The sequence below is a fragment of the Acinetobacter sp. FDAARGOS_724 genome (assembly GCF_013364475.1).
In the GTDB taxonomy this organism is placed as follows: domain Bacteria; phylum Pseudomonadota; class Gammaproteobacteria; order Pseudomonadales; family Moraxellaceae; genus Acinetobacter; species Acinetobacter variabilis.
The window spans coordinates 754,859-769,801 of sequence record NZ_CP054908.1; the positions used below are offsets into that span (position 1 = coordinate 754,859).

Sequence of the window (14,943 nt, forward strand, 5' to 3'; positions counted from 1 at the left end):
AGTTGTAGCTCAGACCCGAGTCAATTCATGCGAGAAATCATTCTTATATCATTCTTAGGACCCGACCAGCCTAATCAATTTACACGATTAATGCAGGTTTTGTCCGCTCATTCCTTACAGATTCTAGATGTGGGGCAAGCGGTCATTCATAATCAACTGACCTTAGGTATTGTTGTATCGTCTGATGACCAAACTGCAACAGCATTAGCCATGAAGGAAATCCTGATTCTAGCACATGATATCGGGTTAACAGTGCGCTTTAAACCAATCTCTGCTGCTGAATATGAACAGTGGGTAAGAGAGGGCGGCCGCACGCGTTATATCGTAACGGCATTGGCCCCGGAATTAAATGCCTCTCATCTGCAAGCCGTGACCCAGATTGTGTCGAGTCAGGGCTTCAATATTGAAACCGTGACCCGTCTTTCTGGCCGTCCTGAGCTGGATGGTTCCAATACTGGCCCTAAACGTGCCTGTGTACAGTTTGGTCTGAAAGGCCAGATGCTGGATGCAGCAGCCATGCGTGCAGCCTGCTTAAGCCTGTCGAATAACCTGAATGTCGATGTGGCAGTACAAGAAGATAATGCTTACCGCCGTAATCGCCGTCTGGTCTGCTTTGACATGGACTCGACCCTGATCGAGCAGGAAGTGATTGATGAGCTGGCGATCGAAGCAGGTGTGGGTATTCAAGTCTCTGAAATTACTGAACGCGCGATGCAGGGCGAGCTGGACTTCCAGCAAAGTTTCCGTGCTCGTGTTGCTTTATTAAAAGGCATGGATGCATCGGTATTGCCAAAAATTGCAGAACGTCTGACCGTGACTGAAGGTGCAGAACGTCTGATTTCAACCCTGAAAGCACTGGGCTACCGTACTGCGATTCTGTCTGGCGGATTCCAGTATTTTGCAGAATATCTGCAAGCCAAACTAGGAATTGATGAAGTTCATGCCAACATTCTGGATGTGCAGAATGGCGTGGTGACAGGCGAAGTCAAAGGTCATATTGTGGATGGCGCACGCAAGGCTTTATTGCTCCGTGAAATTGCCGACAATATGGGAATTTCTCTGGAGCAGACCATCGCTGTGGGTGATGGTGCCAATGACCTGCCAATGCTTTCAATTGCGGGTCTAGGGGTGGCTTTCCGTGCCAAACCTTTGGTTCGTCAGAATGCCAATCAGGCCATTTCCAGTGTGGGGCTGGATGGCGTGCTCTACCTGCTCGGTGTACATGATAAAGATCTGAGCCGCGCGTAATACATAGCTTTGCGGTAAAATCCAACGCGGCCTTAGGGTCGCGTTTTTTTATATTTTTAGCTTAACTTTTATCGAGGGACGGCGCAGCTTGTCTATAAATACCCCGATCATCTTAAACGGAAAATATTTTTTTTAAGTCGATGAAAGGGCATATGATTTTGTAATGACACGCCAACATCGACGCAGCAATTGATCCACAAATACTGTGAAAATAAAAAATGTAATGACAAAATAATATCGCGACAGAGTATGTCGTAAGGGGAGAAAACAGGACTTTTTTTATGCAAAAAACTCAGCATAATGCATGCATAGAGATACAAATCAACACATTCCATTTTATTGATTTAACGAAATTCAATAGGTAGTACGGTTGCAATATCAAGCATACACACTGTTCTTTTGGATGGAGGGGTTTATATGGTAACAGCGAATCTAGCAACTCTCGTAGGCTTTAGTTTAGTCGCCGCGGCTGTGCTTGCTGTTTTCTTCTCGCCTTATCGTCGCTGGTTAAGTTTTATGACTGCGGGAATGCTGGCCTGGGGCCTGATCGAAGTGATTCGAGTAGGTACTCAAGCCTTGTTTGAGCTCCCGATGACATATAGCTATCTGACAGCTTTAACGGCCGTGATGGTCGTAGTGACCTTACTGTTATTGCGTGAAGATCGACGTGCAGAGCGTGCTTTGGCTAAACGCCGTTATATCGAACATACACCAGTATATGAAGATGACCAGCAGCAGCTATCTAGCCGTTAAGTTCTCTAATATCAGCGAAATAATGCACCTGCGGGTGCATTTTTCGTTTAGAAATATGATACAAAGTCCTGCATCTGCCTAGCTTTGATCTATGCTAGGATATTTGTCAATTTTCGTACAATTAGAATAGGCATAATTTCATGAAACTGTCCTCCATTCCTGTGCTCAAACTTCCTCTGGTTGACCTCAGTACCGATCCACTTGATTTGCTGGTCGCAGGTCTTGCATTACGTATGAAGCAGTTAGCACGCACCAGTCCGAAATTTATTGAATTGGTACATGAACGCCAGTTCCGTATCCAGATCGGAACAGATGAGGGAATGGCACGTCAGATCGTTGTGAATAATGGTCATATCGATACCGTTTCAGGTGATGCAGAGAAAGCTGATTTTGTGCTGCAATTTGCTGATAGTGAACAGGGTGTAAAAACGTTGCTTAAAGGTGATCCGACTGCATTCATGACCGGTATGCAAAGTGGCACGATTAAAATGGAAGGTGATTTTGGTCTGCTAGTCTGGTTTAACCAGGTTGCGAAAATGATTCCGCCTAAACTGCCAAAACCGGTCAAAGATAAAGTGAAAATGGCACGTCAGTTTATTAAAGAGAAAACTGGTAAATAACTGCTAATTCCCCTGCTTTAATTAAAGGAGGGGTTAGGGGAGGATTATCATATAAAAGCCCTCATTTAGAGGGCTTTTTTTCATTCTGAAACAATGACGGTTTATTCAACTTCCAGATTAAACGTTACCGGTCCATCATTGATCAGATGCACTTTCATATCGGCCGCAAAAATACCGGTTTGTACATTTTCGAACTGGCTTTGCGCATATTCAACCAACTGTTCATATAAGGCCTTGGCATCGCTTGGCGGCATGGCTGGACCAAAATCTGGACGTAAGCCTTTTTGGGTTTGCGCCATCAAGGTAAATTGGGACACCAATAGTAAACCGCCACCGGCCTGACTGACATTCCAGCCCATCTTGCCTTGCTCATCATCAAAGAAGCGATATTTCAATATTTTATCAATCAGTTTTTTGCCTTTTTCCAGATTATCTTCTTTACCTAAGCCCAGAAAAACCAGAATACCTTTGCCAATTTCTCCGGTGGTTTCACCATCGACCACGACTTTGGCTTCGAGTACCCGTTGTAATAATGCACGCATAATCAATTTCAGTCAGATTCAAAATTGCCGCCATTGTAGCAAGATCAGACTCATCTATTATTAAGATAATGTCTAAAAAACAGGCTTAATTTATTGATTATCATTGATAATATTTTAAACTATCTAAAAACACGATCGTAATCATAAAAATTATCTGTTTTATCTATTTTTTGCTCTCAAGTATCTTAGCTGCATGCAGGAAAGGTATTAAATTGAGAGACTTAGAAATGTTTAAGCGTTCATTACTTGTTGCAATGCTTGCAACGGTGACAGCTGCCCAAGCTGCGCCATTAACCAAAGATAACGGGGCACCTGTCGGTGATAACCAGAACTCGATCACTGCAGGTCCACAAGGTCCAACTTTGTTGCAAGATGTACAACTGGTTCAAAAACTGCAACGTTTTGGCCGTGAGCGCATTCCTGAACGTGTGGTTCACGCACGTGGTACAGGTGCTTATGGTGAATTCGTTACTACGAAAGATCTGTCTGATGTAACAATTGCTTCTTTATTCAAGGCCGGTACCAAAACTCCAGTTTTTGTGCGCATGTCTACCGTCATTCATAGTAAAGGTTCACCAGAAACCCTACGTGATCCTCACGGTTTCGCCATCAAATTCTATACTCAGGAAGGTAACTGGGACTTGGTCGGTAACCAGACGCCCGTCTTCTTTATCCGTGATGCGATCAAATTCCCGGATTTCATCCACGCGATGAAACCAAGCCCGGTCACCAATGTACAAGATGCCAACCGTGTGTTTGATTTCCTGTCTAGCCAGCCTTGGGCAACCAACATGCTGACTTATGTTTATGGCAAGCAAGGTGTCCCAACCAGCTACCGCGAACAGGACGGTTTCGGTGTACATGCCTACAAACTGTATAACGACAAAGGCGAATACAAGTACGTAAAATTCAACTTCCGCTCTAAACAGGGTGTGAAGGGCCTGAACGTCAAAGAATCGGCTGTTCAACAAGGTAAAGATTTCAACCACTTGACCAACGATCTTTATAACAACATCTATGCAGGTAATTTCCCGAAATGGGATCTATATATTCAGGTGCTTGATCCTAAAGATCTGAACAGCTTTGATTTCGATCCGCTAGATCCAACCAAAATCTGGCCAACCAATCTGGTTCCAGAAGTAAAAGTCGGTACATTGACGCTGAACCGTATGCCGAAGAACTTCTTCAATGAAACTGAACAGGCTGCATTTGCACCAGGTAATCTGGTACCAGGTATCGAACCCTCTGAAGACCGTTTGCTTCAAGGCCGTATCTTCTCTTATTCAGATACACAAATGTACCGTCTAGGTGTGAACCATCAGCAAATTCCGGTCAACCGTCCTGTGGTGAATGTGAACAACAACAACCAGGAAGGTCACATGAATGTGTCTGAACGTGACTCTGATGTGAACTACGAGCCAAGCCGTAAAGAGCCTAAACCGGCGACTGAAAAAGCGCGTGCAGTTGAAACTCCATTGACTGGTCATGTTCAGCAGATCGGTACCAAAGAGCAAAACTTCAAGCAAGCCGGTGAACTTTACCGCTCTTATACTGCCAAAGAGAAAGATGACCTGATCATGAACCTGGCGGCTGACCTGGGCAATGTCAAAGATTCAGAAACCAAGCACATTATGTTGTCTTACTTCTATAAGGCAGATGCGGACTACGGTATGCGTATGACCAAAGCTGTAAATGGCGACATCGCCATCGTTAAGGCCAAAGCTGCAAAATTAAAAGACTAATTCCGATTGGTCTTGAGGAACTGGTGACTAGGGCATAGCGCATCACCTCCAAAAAGTCCTGTAATACTCCAAACCTTTCCTGCACCCTAGGGGGAGTTTTACAGGCACTCCGTTTTTTATTTCATCTCAGGTCAATTGAGTCTTTCAAGACTTAAATTTTCCTTTCGATTTCTGTTGGAGTTCATCATGAAAGTTCTGCCACACGCATTTTTAGCTAGTATTCTTGCTTTTAGCTCCGCATTCGCAACTGCTGCTGAAGTGAAGAATGTCTCCCCTGCAAAAACTGCGGCAAGCGTTCAGATGACCTCACAACAGGAATTGATTGATCTGTTTTTTGCTGCTGCTAAAATCGGCAATAGCGAAGTGATCAATGAATTTTTAAAACATGGCTTTCCAGTCGATGTACGCAATCAAGATGGTTATACCCCGTTGATGATGGCGACCTATTATGGCCATCAGGGTATCGTGACTACCTTACTGACCAAAGGGGCAGACCGCTGCGCCCGGGACAACCGTGGCAATACGGCTTTGATGGGCGCCTTGTTTAAAATGGAATTCTCCATTGCCAAACAGCTGCGTCAGGTCGACTGTGATGCCCAAGCCAAGAAAACCGGACAAAAAACCACAGCTGAATTTGCCAAGGTGATCGGTCAGGAAAAGCAGCTACAGAAAATTATCAAGGAACAGGAAAATGGGCTGAAAGCAGTCAAATAACCGAGCAGGAAGCAGTTTATTTTCTTGAACTTTTGTCGATAATTCAGCTAGCTGTACGTAAATCCTGCAATATTGCCTAAACTTTTATGCTTTAATGCGGGATAAGCACAGCGATATTTCCCTTAGTTATGGCTCCAATTATCCACTCTTTGTTAGATACTGACTTGTATAAATTCACCATGCTACAAGTGGTATTACACAAGTTTCCACAAACGCATAGTGTCTATCATTTCCGTTGTCGCAACCTGGAAGATACGGAATATCCGCTGACGGATATTCTGGATGATTTGAATCACCAACTGGATTTGCTGTGTCAGCTCAAATTTAAAGAAGACGAATTACAATATTTACGCAGCCTGCGTTTTATCAAAAGCGATTTTGTGGATTATCTGGAACTATTCCAGCTCAAACGCCGTTTTATTAAGGCCACCATCGATAATGAAGGCCGCCTGGATATTACTATTGAAGGCCCCATGGTTCAGGCAATGATGTTTGAAATCTTTGTACTGGCCATTGTGAATGAACTGTATTTTAGCCGCATTCGTACACCCGAAGTCCGGGCTGAAGGTGAGCGCCGTCTTAAGGCCAAAATCGAACTTTTAAAACAGTATGATGCCGCGCAGAATCCGAATGATCCGCCATTCCTGGTCTCGGACTTTGGTACCCGCCGTCGTTATAGTTTTGACTGGCAAAAGCATGTCATCGAAGAATTCAATAAAGCTGCACCACACGTGTTCCGTGGGACCAGTAATGTGTATTTAGCCAAAGAGTTGGGTATTACCCCGATTGGCACCATGGCGCATGAATTTCTGCAAGCCTTTCAGGCGTTAGATGTGCGTCTGCGTAATTTCCAGAAAGCCGCCCTGGAAACCTGGGTGCAAGAATACCGTGGTGACCTTGGAATTGCCTTAACTGATGTAGTCGGTATGGATGCTTTCCTGCGTGACTTTGACCTGTACTTTGCGAAACTGTTTGATGGCTTGCGTCATGACAGTGGTGATCCCTATGAATGGGGTGACAAAGCTTATGCGCATTATAAAAAGCTGAAAATTGACAGCAAAACCAAAATGCTGACTTTTAGTGATGGTCTGAATCTGGAAAAAGCCTGGAAATTGCATCAATACTTTAAAGATCGCTTCCAGGTCAGTTTTGGGATTGGAACCAATCTAACCAATGATATGGGACAGACACCGCTAAATATCGTATTGAAACTGGTGGAATGCAACCGTCAATCCGTGGCGAAAATTTCCGATAGTCCAGGAAAAACCATGACGGATAATGATACCTTCCTGGCATATTTGCGTCAGGTATTCAATATCTCAGAACCTGCCTAAAAATATCTGCTTTATTCAAAAAACCGCTTCAATCATGAGGCGGTTTTTTCTTAGAGGATGGTCTTTCTTGAATTAGCTTTAGCTAAAATTATGCTAAGGATCTAGATAAAAACAACATAATTGAAAAAATGAGCTGTGCTAAGATCAAAAGGATTTAACCGCAATGACAACTACTAAGATGACAGCTTCCGCCTTTGACTTTGGTCTGCTGATTGAAGCAGAAGATTTGGTTCCACATTTGGGACATGAAAAACTTCGAATTGCTGATTTAAGCCGGGCGTCGGTTTATGAACAATTGCATATTCCACATGCCTTACATCTGCAACCCAAGCTGCTGGTTCGTCAGGAGGAAACAGCCATGGGCCTGTTACCGGATGCGGAAGGGCTGGAAGCTTTAATCCGTTATCTGAATATTTCTCCTGAACATCATGTCGTGGCTTATGATGATGAAGGCGGTGCGTGGGCAGGGCGTCTGCTCTGGAACCTGCATTGTTTGGGCTTTGAAAATACCAGTTTACTCAATGGCGGCATTCATGCCTGGCTGGGTGCAGGACTACCGACTTCATCAGATCAGGAAATATTTACACCTGTCGATCATCTGGTTCCAGTCAATCTTGAAAGAAAGGCTGAATTTCAGATCGATTATAATGAACTAAAACAACTCATTGAAAATGAAAATATTCAGGTATGGGATTGCCGTACAGAAGATGAATATACTGGCCTGCGTCTAGCCGCGCGACGCGGTGGTCACATCCCGGGCGCACGTCATTTTGAGTGGAGTACTGCCCTTAACCGGCAAAATCATTTAAAATTACATCCTTTACCACGTACTCAGCAGCGTCTGGAACAACTGGGATTTGATCTGGATCAACCAGTTGTGGTGTATTGTCAGTCCCATCACCGTTCAGGTCTGGCTTATATTCTGGGTCGCTTATTCGGCTGGAAAATTCGAGCCTATGATGGTGCGTGGAGTGAATGGGGCAACCGCCTCGATAGTCCAATCGCTACAGGAGAGGTGCCATCTTGAGCATCACATCGCGTCTAAAACAACAACTGTTTATCCAGGCCCAAAAAGTGGTGCCACAGCATCGCCTGTCCCGTGTGGTGGGAAAAATTGCAGCCAGCGAAAATCCGATTGTAAAAACAGCCGTGATCGCAGCGTTCAAGACCAAATACGGGATTGATATGTCGATTGCCGAGCAGACCAATGCCTTAAAATTCAAATCATTTAATGATTTCTTTACCCGTGGACTAAGAACCGGGGTGCGTGCGGTCGATGCTGATTCAACTGCGATCGTATCTCCGGCAGATGGCGCGATTTCCCAACTGGGTAAAATTGAAAATGGCGATGTGTTCCAAGCCAAAGGTCAGAAGTTTACGGTTGAAAACCTGATTGCTGATCCACAGCTGGCACAGCCATTCAAGAATGGTGAGTTTGCGACAGTGTATCTGTCACCACGTGACTATCACCGTGTCCATATGCCATTTTCCGGGACTCTGACTGAAACTTTATATGTACCGGGTGAACTGTTCTCAGTCAACCAGACCACGGCCGAAAATATTCCGGGCCTGTTTGCCCGTAATGAACGTATGGTATGTCTGTTTGATACCGAACTTGGTCGTATGGCAGTGGTTCTAGTTGGCGCGATGATTGTGGCTGGCATTGAAACTGTAGCGACTGGCAAAGTAAAACCCTCTGGCCGTATTGAGCTAAACCAGCATAATCTTTTCTTAGAAAAAGGTGCCGAGCTGGGCCGTTTTTACCTAGGTTCAACCGCTGTTATTCTGTTTGAAGAAAACAAGATGCAATGGGATGAGAAGTTTAAAGCCAATTCAACCGTATTGATGGGTGAGGCGCTAGGTAACACTATTTAAGTTCCCAAAGCCTCCCTTTTTCAAATGGAGGTTGGAGGGATTAAATATTTGCTGACTCAGAATAAGTAAATTCCCCTCATTCCCCTTTTATTAAAGGGGGAGATTTTCTCTCCTTTTAGGAGAGGGAAAAAAAGCGCCATCTGGCGCTTTTTATATTTAAACCTTATCGTTTGACCACGATCGAATCAATACCACTATGCTGTAAGGTTTGCTGTGCAATAATCGCAGATTCTGCTGAATCATAAGGTCCAGACACGACACGATACCAAACCTTGCCATTTTCCACGCTGCGGACTACATCTGCAGATAAACCGTTGAGAATAATTTCTGCACGGCGGGCATCTGCCTGATCCGGGTCATCAAAACTACGAACTTGTAAAATATAGCTTGCAGAAGCAGGAGTTGGGGCTTCGGTTGCATCCAGACCTGGCTCAGTTGCTGTTTCTGATTCATCAACTTCAGGTCTTGGTGCCTCTACAATCACCACTGCTTCCTGATTTTTTGCTTCAGGAACCGCTTTTTCAGGAATCGGTGTCACTTGCTGCTGTGGCAACAGATCATAAAAACGGTAGTCTTTATTGGTATCTTCTTCTTGAGAATGCTCAGCCGTAGCCTGGTTTTTAGGTTTAACAGGTTCCCATGGCTTCCACAGCATGAGTGCCATTAAAAAACTTAACACGATTAAAATGATCACGAGTGTGCCGAGCCAGGTAGGAATAAGTGGCTTTTTGGGCTTATTCGGTCTTTCAGATACACCGCGCTGCGTTTTTCCAAACACTTGGGATTTCCTCTTATTTATCGGGGCAAATAGAAAAGGCATAACAGCAGTTATGCCCCTACTATAACTTCATCCTATGTGATCATGATAGAAAAGTCATTATCTAGATCACAAATCACACAGAATTTTAATTTATCTACATCTTCAAGCACATAGCTAACGTTACAAAATGTTTATTCAGCAGATAAACGGCAATGACTAGCATGCTTACTTTAAGCACAGCTCTCGCCTTGCGAGCATGCAAAACAGTGTTTTGCTTACATGCTCACTTCGAGCAGAGCTCTTCGTCTTGCGTCAATGTAAAAGCAGTGCTTTACATTGACTCAGGCGCAGATACACCAAGCAGTTCCAGACCGTTACGCAGCACTTGGCGAACATTTACAGATAACAATAAACGTGCCTGAGTTAATTCTGCATCATCGCCCAGAACCTTGTTGTCGTTGTACCAGCCATGGAACAGCGCAGCCAGCTCTTTCAGGTAGTTACCAATCTGATGCGGTTCATAGCTGTTTGCAGCACGAACAACAATCTCTGGATAAGCTGCCAGTTTTGCCAGAATTTCAGTCTCCGCTTCCAGCTCAAGTTTGGCTGCCAGACCACGTGCAGTGGCTGCATCAAAGTTCACACCTGTAGAGGCTGCCTTTTCTAACATACGGCAGATCCGCGCATGCGCATACTGGATGTAATACACGGCATTGTCCTTGCTTTGAGATACGGCAAGATCAAGGTCGAAGTCAATGTGCTGTTCAGATTTACGCATGACATAGTAGAAACGCGCTGCATCATTCCCGACCTCTTTGCGCAGGTCACGTAAAGTCACGAACTGGCCTGAACGAGAGGACATCTGTACCATCTCGCCACCACGCCACAGGCTGACAAACTGAACCAGAAGTACAGTCAGTTTTTTCGAGTCATAGCCCAGAGCATCAATCGCGGCTTTTACACGTGCGATATAACCGTGGTGGTCTGAACCCCAGATATCTATAATATCGGTATAGCCACGTTGTAATTTGTTTAGGTGATACGCAATATCAGAGGCGAAATAAGTGGTTTGACCATTACGGCGTTTAACCACGCGGTCTTTTTCATCACCAAATTCAGTTGACTTGAACCAGATGTTGCCATCTTTTTCATACAGGAAGCCACGCTGATCTAGAGTTTGTAGCGCTTCATCAATTTTTTCAGTTAAAGTCGCTTCACTGAACCATTGATTGAAAGTCACCCCGAATTCACCGAGGTCATCTTTAATATCATCAAGAATGGCTTTTAACGCAGCCTGATGGAAGACGCGGTAACCTTCATTTAATAAAATTTGTGAGTTAAAGATCAGGCCATCAATGTGTTTTTCTTTATCACCTGAAACAACCACTTTATTGCCTTCAGCATCCGATTCGGCAGCATACTGTACGTCTTCAGGGACATCTTTATAAACGTCTGCAACAGGGCGAACATAGATATCGCCGTCTTTATCAATAATGCTTTGTGCGATTTCTTTGACGTAGTCACCTTGATAGGCATTTTTCGGGAACACCAGTTCCTGACCCGTCAACTCTAAATAACGTAAATAAGTTGAAGTCGCCAGAATATCCATCTGACGGCCAGCGTCATTGACATAATATTCACGGTCAACTTTGGCACCTGTCGCTTCAAGCAGATTTGCAACAGTCATACCATAAGCAGCGCCACGACCATGACCTACATGCAGGCTAGAAGTCGGGTTCGCAGAAACAAATTCAACCTGAACGCGTTTTTCCGCATTGGCCTGGGTACGACCATACGTTGCCTGTTGAGCCTGAATCTGATCCAGCACAGCAAAACGCTGGTCTGCATTTAAAAAGAAGTTAATAAAGCCTGGGCCTGCAATTTCTGCCTTGCTGATATCCGCCACTTCAGGCAGGGCAGCAAGGATTTTTTCTGCTAAATCACGCGGTTTCATACCCGCAGCTTTAGACGCGATCATGGCAATATTTGATGCAAAGTCACCGTGGCTGCGGTCTTTGGTACGCGTCAAATTACTTGTATTGTTCCAGTCAGATGGGAGTACGTTTTGTGCCTGTAAAGTTTGCACTGCATGATCGAGAGCTGCTTGGATTGCCGTATTCATAATCAGTCGAAAATAGATATCGCAGAAAAACAGCAAATATAGCAAATTTCCGACTCTTTAGGTAAAACCATTTATGGGGAATAAAAAATATACGATTAACAGCCTATGGTTTCTATCCATCGGTCGGTCATCAATGAAGGATCACATGAGAAAGAGCAGAATAAATAAGTTGCAAACTTTGCTATAAAAAATGAATCATCCAGCAATCAAAATGGCCTATATTAGCCTGATTGAAACAATAAAAAGAGTCAGCATGGATTCAAAACAGCACCCGACCATCATCGGCAATATTCCCAAACTTCCAGCCAAATGGGCCTTGGTCATTGTGCCTTTTATCTTGTCCTGTCTGATGAGTGGGATTATTTCCATGATCAACATGCTGCGCAATCTGGGCTGGATTGAAGGCTTCATGGCGCTCTGGTTTCATAACTGGATGATTTCCTGGGCAATTGCTTTTCCAATTGTGGTAACGCTTTTGCCTTTTGTACGCAAATTTGCCGGATTGCTGGTCGATATGTCAGGAAATCAGCCACCCAAATAATTGTTTTCTATCAATGAGAATTAAGAAAGAAGTTTTAGAAGGTAAAAAACATTCGCTAACAGATGGGATCTCTAGCTAAAACACCAATTAAATCAGATGCTCGACTGCAGCGCGGATGATCCCAAGGATCAGACCAATACAGGCTCCGACCACGACACCATTGACCCGGATCATATGTAGGTCACCACCGACTTCGTTTTCAATCTTGTCGATCATCTCGGTCGAATCCCATTCATGAATACGTTCACTGATAAAACGAATCACTTTCTCACTGTACTGGTCACTTAAGTCTACAGCGATACCACTGAGACGTTTATTCAGTAACTCACGCACTGAGGTATTTGAAATAATATTCTCACCGACTTGCTGAATGGCAACTCGCAGATTCTCTGCAATCCCTGAATCCGACTTTTGCAAATCCGCCTTGATGGCATCGCATAAAATGACCACTGCACCACTGATAAAATTCAGCACTTGTGGACTGTCGAGCAGGGCATCTTTGGTTTCATTAAGTCGCTGGCTGGCCATACTTTCAGAATCTGCCAATTGCTGCATCAGTTCTTGAGCAGTTTCTTCAATTTTAAGCCGCCAAGGATGGTCGGGATCTGCCAACATGGCTTCCACCCGCTGAATCACGGAATCGATACTGCGCTGCTGCACATCAATGCCGATCCAGCTGGCGCCTTTGGCCAGTCTCCAGACCCCCATTTCCTTGAATAAAGTGCGGGTCAGCTCACGAGTCTGTTCGGGATGTGAGGTCATCCAGGCATGCACCACATCCAGGCCGCGTTGCAGCACATCCTGATGGAAATCATTTTTTAAAACAGCGCGTAACATTTCGCTGGCCAAGGTATTGATCTGGGTATTTTTGACCCATTGCACACTGTTGCTCTGAATAAATCCGGCGATCTGTTCCTGCCCGACAAATTCAAATACTTTAGGTACAGTCTGCTGAATCACTTGTGTGACTTGAGCATTATTCTGTGGATTGGCCAGCCAGCGGCCGGCAGCCAGACTTAAATCGGTACTGGCCAGGCTGCGCTGCACGATTTGCGGAGAAAGGAAATTTTCCTGCACAAAACGACCCATAGATTCGGCAATCCGGGCTTTATTGCGTGGAATAATTTCAGTATGGTCACGTAAAAATTTTGGAATCGGCAGCCGGCCAAAAGGATTACGGAACAGTACGGTAATTGCATACCAGTCTGCCAGACCACCGACCACACCCGCCTCAGCAGAGAGCATCAGGATATGAATCAGCCAGACATATTCAGGCAGCAGTTTGGCAGTAATCATCAGCGCCAGCCAAGCCAGTACTGCAACGACCAGTGCAATGGTCGCGAAGCGTTTACTGCGTTGTAAGCTTGATGACGGCTGCTCTTTCTGCATAAATCATCCTGTTATTGAGGCGTGGCCGGCTGTGGTTGTAGTACTTGGCCGGATGGACTTACTCCATATTTAGCGCCAAGTGATTGTAAAATCAAGCGGGCATCAAAGGCATCTTTCGGTTCCTGACCGGCTTTAAAGCACTCAATGGTATAAGCCACTTGAGCAGGATCTAAAGTAACAGTATAGGGCTGATCATAGAATGGATCAGGCCAGAATCCCGGATAGCGTCGGGAATAACCATAAGGACGATAATAGCCGTATGGATAGATGCTAGGCGCCGGATAGACAATTGCCTGACGCGGTGGTTGCTGGGTACGGTTACTAGGATCGTTCAATACCTGGAAAAACTGGAAGCCATTTTGTACCGTAGTTTGAGCGGCTTTCAGCAGGGTGATTTCTTCGGCCGTACCGAAACTCATATTAGGTCGCGCCTGAAAACTGATGCGGTAGGTGTTGGCGTTCAGTGGGGTGGTGCTGTACTGGCCGAGCTGGTCAAAGGTCAGCGGCTTAGACGGAGTCGTTGCACAGCCAGAAAGCAGGGCTGCCGTCGCAAGGGTCAGGGCAATGACAGTTTTTTTCATCTTCGTTCTCCTGATAGGATGATCCAGCGAATTACAGACCTTTAGAAGCTGCTATCTGGCTGGGTCAGGAAACTCAATTCTTCCTCGGTGGATTCACGACCCAGAATCTGGTTGCGATGTGGGTAGCGTCCGAAACGGTCAATAATGATTTTATGCTTAATTTCATATTCGAGGTTTTCTGGATTGCCGAGGCGCTGAAATAATTTTAGCGCAAATTCATGGATTAATTTAGATTCGCTATGCATGAAAGGCATATAAAGGAAGGAACGTTGCTCCGGGCTCAGCTGCTTGTCCAGATCCTGGCTGATGGCTTCCTGAGCCAGTGCCAAAGCCAGACTGTCTTGGGCAAAAGCACCCGGCGTATCCCGAAAAATATTCCGTGAAAACTGGTCCAGAACAAGGATTTCTGCTAACCGGCCGTCAGCATTCTTACGCCATGACCATAGTTCAGCCTTACTCGCCTGTTCCAGAATATCGCCAAATTTTTCCTTCAAACTTTGGTCGAACTGGTCACTTTTGGCAAACCAGTTGGGTTGAGTCTCAGGACTAAACCAGAAATCTAAAATATCTTGATAATTCATAATGTTTACAATTTATTAGCATTTATTTGTCAATAAAATCACAAATTTCACATGTCTTATAGAGAAACTTTGTGTTAAAAATTTGCCTAACTAAAAATCAATGGTTTGCTTGAAAACTAGGCAGGGCAGCATGTGCTGTCT

The 14,943-nt window shown here is 44.8% G+C and carries 15 protein-coding genes; 9 read left to right on the forward strand and 6 right to left on the reverse strand.

The window, feature by feature from the left end; genetic code table 11:
• The first annotated feature begins 27 nt into the window (after positions 1-27).
• From serB to FOC32_RS04920, 3 genes are all read left to right on the forward strand, one after another.
• On the forward strand, positions 28-1,248 hold the full coding sequence (serB, locus tag FOC32_RS04910) for a phosphoserine phosphatase SerB (RefSeq protein ID WP_004781413.1): 1,221 nt from the start codon (positions 28-30) through the stop codon (positions 1,246-1,248).
• A 417-nt stretch (positions 1,249-1,665) separates the two neighbouring features.
• Positions 1,666-2,001: a ciprofloxacin tolerance protein AciT gene (gene aciT, locus FOC32_RS04915; protein ID WP_175966566.1), complete on the forward strand. Its 336-nt coding sequence runs from the start codon at positions 1,666-1,668 to the stop codon at positions 1,999-2,001.
• Between the two features lie 140 nt (positions 2,002-2,141).
• Positions 2,142-2,621 (forward strand): SCP2 sterol-binding domain-containing protein, encoded by a 480-nt coding sequence (locus FOC32_RS04920; protein ID WP_004781417.1) that lies wholly within the window; start codon positions 2,142-2,144, stop codon positions 2,619-2,621.
• 101 nt (positions 2,622-2,722) lie between these two features.
• Here FOC32_RS04920 and dtd read toward each other — a convergent pair whose 3' ends face one another.
• Positions 2,723-3,163 (reverse strand): D-aminoacyl-tRNA deacylase, encoded by a 441-nt coding sequence (gene dtd, locus FOC32_RS04925; protein ID WP_175966567.1) that lies wholly within the window; start codon positions 3,161-3,163, stop codon positions 2,723-2,725.
• A gap of 227 nt (positions 3,164-3,390) precedes the next feature.
• On the opposite strand from dtd, the gene FOC32_RS04930 reads away from it, so the two are divergent.
• From FOC32_RS04930 to asd, 5 genes are all read left to right on the forward strand, one after another.
• On the forward strand, positions 3,391-4,905 hold the full coding sequence (locus FOC32_RS04930) for a catalase (protein ID WP_175966569.1): 1,515 nt from the start codon (positions 3,391-3,393) through the stop codon (positions 4,903-4,905).
• 186 nt (positions 4,906-5,091) lie between these two features.
• Positions 5,092-5,619 (forward strand): ankyrin repeat domain-containing protein, encoded by a 528-nt coding sequence (locus FOC32_RS04935; protein ID WP_175966571.1) that lies wholly within the window; start codon positions 5,092-5,094, stop codon positions 5,617-5,619.
• 128 nt (positions 5,620-5,747) lie between these two features.
• Positions 5,748-6,953, forward strand: coding sequence for a nicotinate phosphoribosyltransferase (gene pncB / locus FOC32_RS04940; RefSeq protein ID WP_005232748.1), 1,206 nt, complete (start codon positions 5,748-5,750; stop codon positions 6,951-6,953).
• A gap of 178 nt (positions 6,954-7,131) precedes the next feature.
• Positions 7,132-7,980 carry a sulfurtransferase gene (locus tag FOC32_RS04945; RefSeq protein ID WP_034580384.1) on the forward strand — a complete coding sequence of 283 codons (849 nt, stop codon included), beginning with the start codon at positions 7,132-7,134 and terminating at the stop codon, positions 7,978-7,980.
• The gene (gene asd, locus FOC32_RS04950; RefSeq protein WP_005232744.1) at positions 7,977-8,828 is read left to right on the forward strand and encodes an archaetidylserine decarboxylase; all 852 of its coding nucleotides are present in this window, start codon (positions 7,977-7,979) and stop codon (positions 8,826-8,828) included. Before FOC32_RS04945 ends, asd begins: the two co-directional genes overlap by 4 nt.
• 163 nt (positions 8,829-8,991) lie before the next feature.
• On the opposite strand, the gene FOC32_RS04955 is transcribed toward asd, so the two are convergent.
• Together FOC32_RS04955 and argS are read right to left on the reverse strand one after the other, a co-directional pair.
• A complete protein-coding gene (locus tag FOC32_RS04955; protein ID WP_005232743.1) occupies positions 8,992-9,606 on the reverse strand; it encodes an SPOR domain-containing protein in 615 nt (204 codons plus the stop codon).
• Between the two features lie 313 nt (positions 9,607-9,919).
• A complete protein-coding gene (argS, locus tag FOC32_RS04960; RefSeq protein WP_005232742.1) occupies positions 9,920-11,710 on the reverse strand; it encodes an arginine--tRNA ligase in 1,791 nt (596 codons plus the stop codon).
• 253 nt (positions 11,711-11,963) lie between these two features.
• Between argS and FOC32_RS04965 the strand changes: the two genes are divergently transcribed.
• On the forward strand, positions 11,964-12,251 hold the full coding sequence (locus FOC32_RS04965) for a DUF2798 domain-containing protein (protein WP_005232741.1): 288 nt from the start codon (positions 11,964-11,966) through the stop codon (positions 12,249-12,251).
• 87 nt (positions 12,252-12,338) lie between these two features.
• Here the strand turns inward: FOC32_RS04965 and FOC32_RS04970 are convergent, their stop codons facing one another.
• The 3 genes from FOC32_RS04970 to FOC32_RS04980 are packed head-to-tail and all read right to left on the reverse strand — an operon-like array spanning position 12,339 to position 14,802.
• The gene (locus FOC32_RS04970; protein WP_005232740.1) at positions 12,339-13,640 is read right to left on the reverse strand and encodes a DUF445 domain-containing protein; all 1,302 of its coding nucleotides are present in this window, start codon (positions 13,638-13,640) and stop codon (positions 12,339-12,341) included.
• Between the two features lie 11 nt (positions 13,641-13,651).
• Positions 13,652-14,221, reverse strand: coding sequence for a CC0125/CC1285 family lipoprotein (locus tag FOC32_RS04975; RefSeq protein WP_005232738.1), 570 nt, complete (start codon positions 14,219-14,221; stop codon positions 13,652-13,654).
• A 41-nt stretch (positions 14,222-14,262) separates the two neighbouring features.
• On the reverse strand, positions 14,263-14,802 hold the full coding sequence (locus FOC32_RS04980; protein ID WP_004781435.1) for a DUF924 family protein: 540 nt from the start codon (positions 14,800-14,802) through the stop codon (positions 14,263-14,265).
• Positions 14,803-14,943: the final 141 nt, after the last annotated feature.

Coding starts and splice junctions, on each gene's coding strand:
- FOC32_RS04920 (WP_004781417.1), top strand. CDS start 2,142: ATGAAACTGTCCTCCATTCCTGTGCTCAAACTTCCTCTGGTTGACCTC.
- FOC32_RS04965 (WP_005232741.1), top strand. CDS start 11,964: ATGGATTCAAAACAGCACCCGACCATCATCGGCAATATTCCCAAACTT.
- FOC32_RS04980 (WP_004781435.1), bottom strand. CDS start 14,802: ATGAATTATCAAGATATTTTAGATTTCTGGTTTAGTCCTGAGACTCAA.
- aciT (WP_175966566.1), top strand. CDS start 1,666: ATGGTAACAGCGAATCTAGCAACTCTCGTAGGCTTTAGTTTAGTCGCC.
- FOC32_RS04930 (WP_175966569.1), top strand. CDS start 3,391: ATGTTTAAGCGTTCATTACTTGTTGCAATGCTTGCAACGGTGACAGCT.
- FOC32_RS04975 (WP_005232738.1), bottom strand. CDS start 14,221: ATGAAAAAAACTGTCATTGCCCTGACCCTTGCGACGGCAGCCCTGCTT.
- argS (WP_005232742.1), bottom strand. CDS start 11,710: ATGAATACGGCAATCCAAGCAGCTCTCGATCATGCAGTGCAAACTTTA.
- FOC32_RS04945 (WP_034580384.1), top strand. CDS start 7,132: ATGACAGCTTCCGCCTTTGACTTTGGTCTGCTGATTGAAGCAGAAGAT.
- FOC32_RS04935 (WP_175966571.1), top strand. CDS start 5,092: ATGAAAGTTCTGCCACACGCATTTTTAGCTAGTATTCTTGCTTTTAGC.
- FOC32_RS04970 (WP_005232740.1), bottom strand. CDS start 13,640: ATGCAGAAAGAGCAGCCGTCATCAAGCTTACAACGCAGTAAACGCTTC.
- pncB (WP_005232748.1), top strand. CDS start 5,748: ATGGCTCCAATTATCCACTCTTTGTTAGATACTGACTTGTATAAATTC.
- dtd (WP_175966567.1), bottom strand. CDS start 3,163: ATGCGTGCATTATTACAACGGGTACTCGAAGCCAAAGTCGTGGTCGAT.
- serB (WP_004781413.1), top strand. CDS start 28: ATGCGAGAAATCATTCTTATATCATTCTTAGGACCCGACCAGCCTAAT.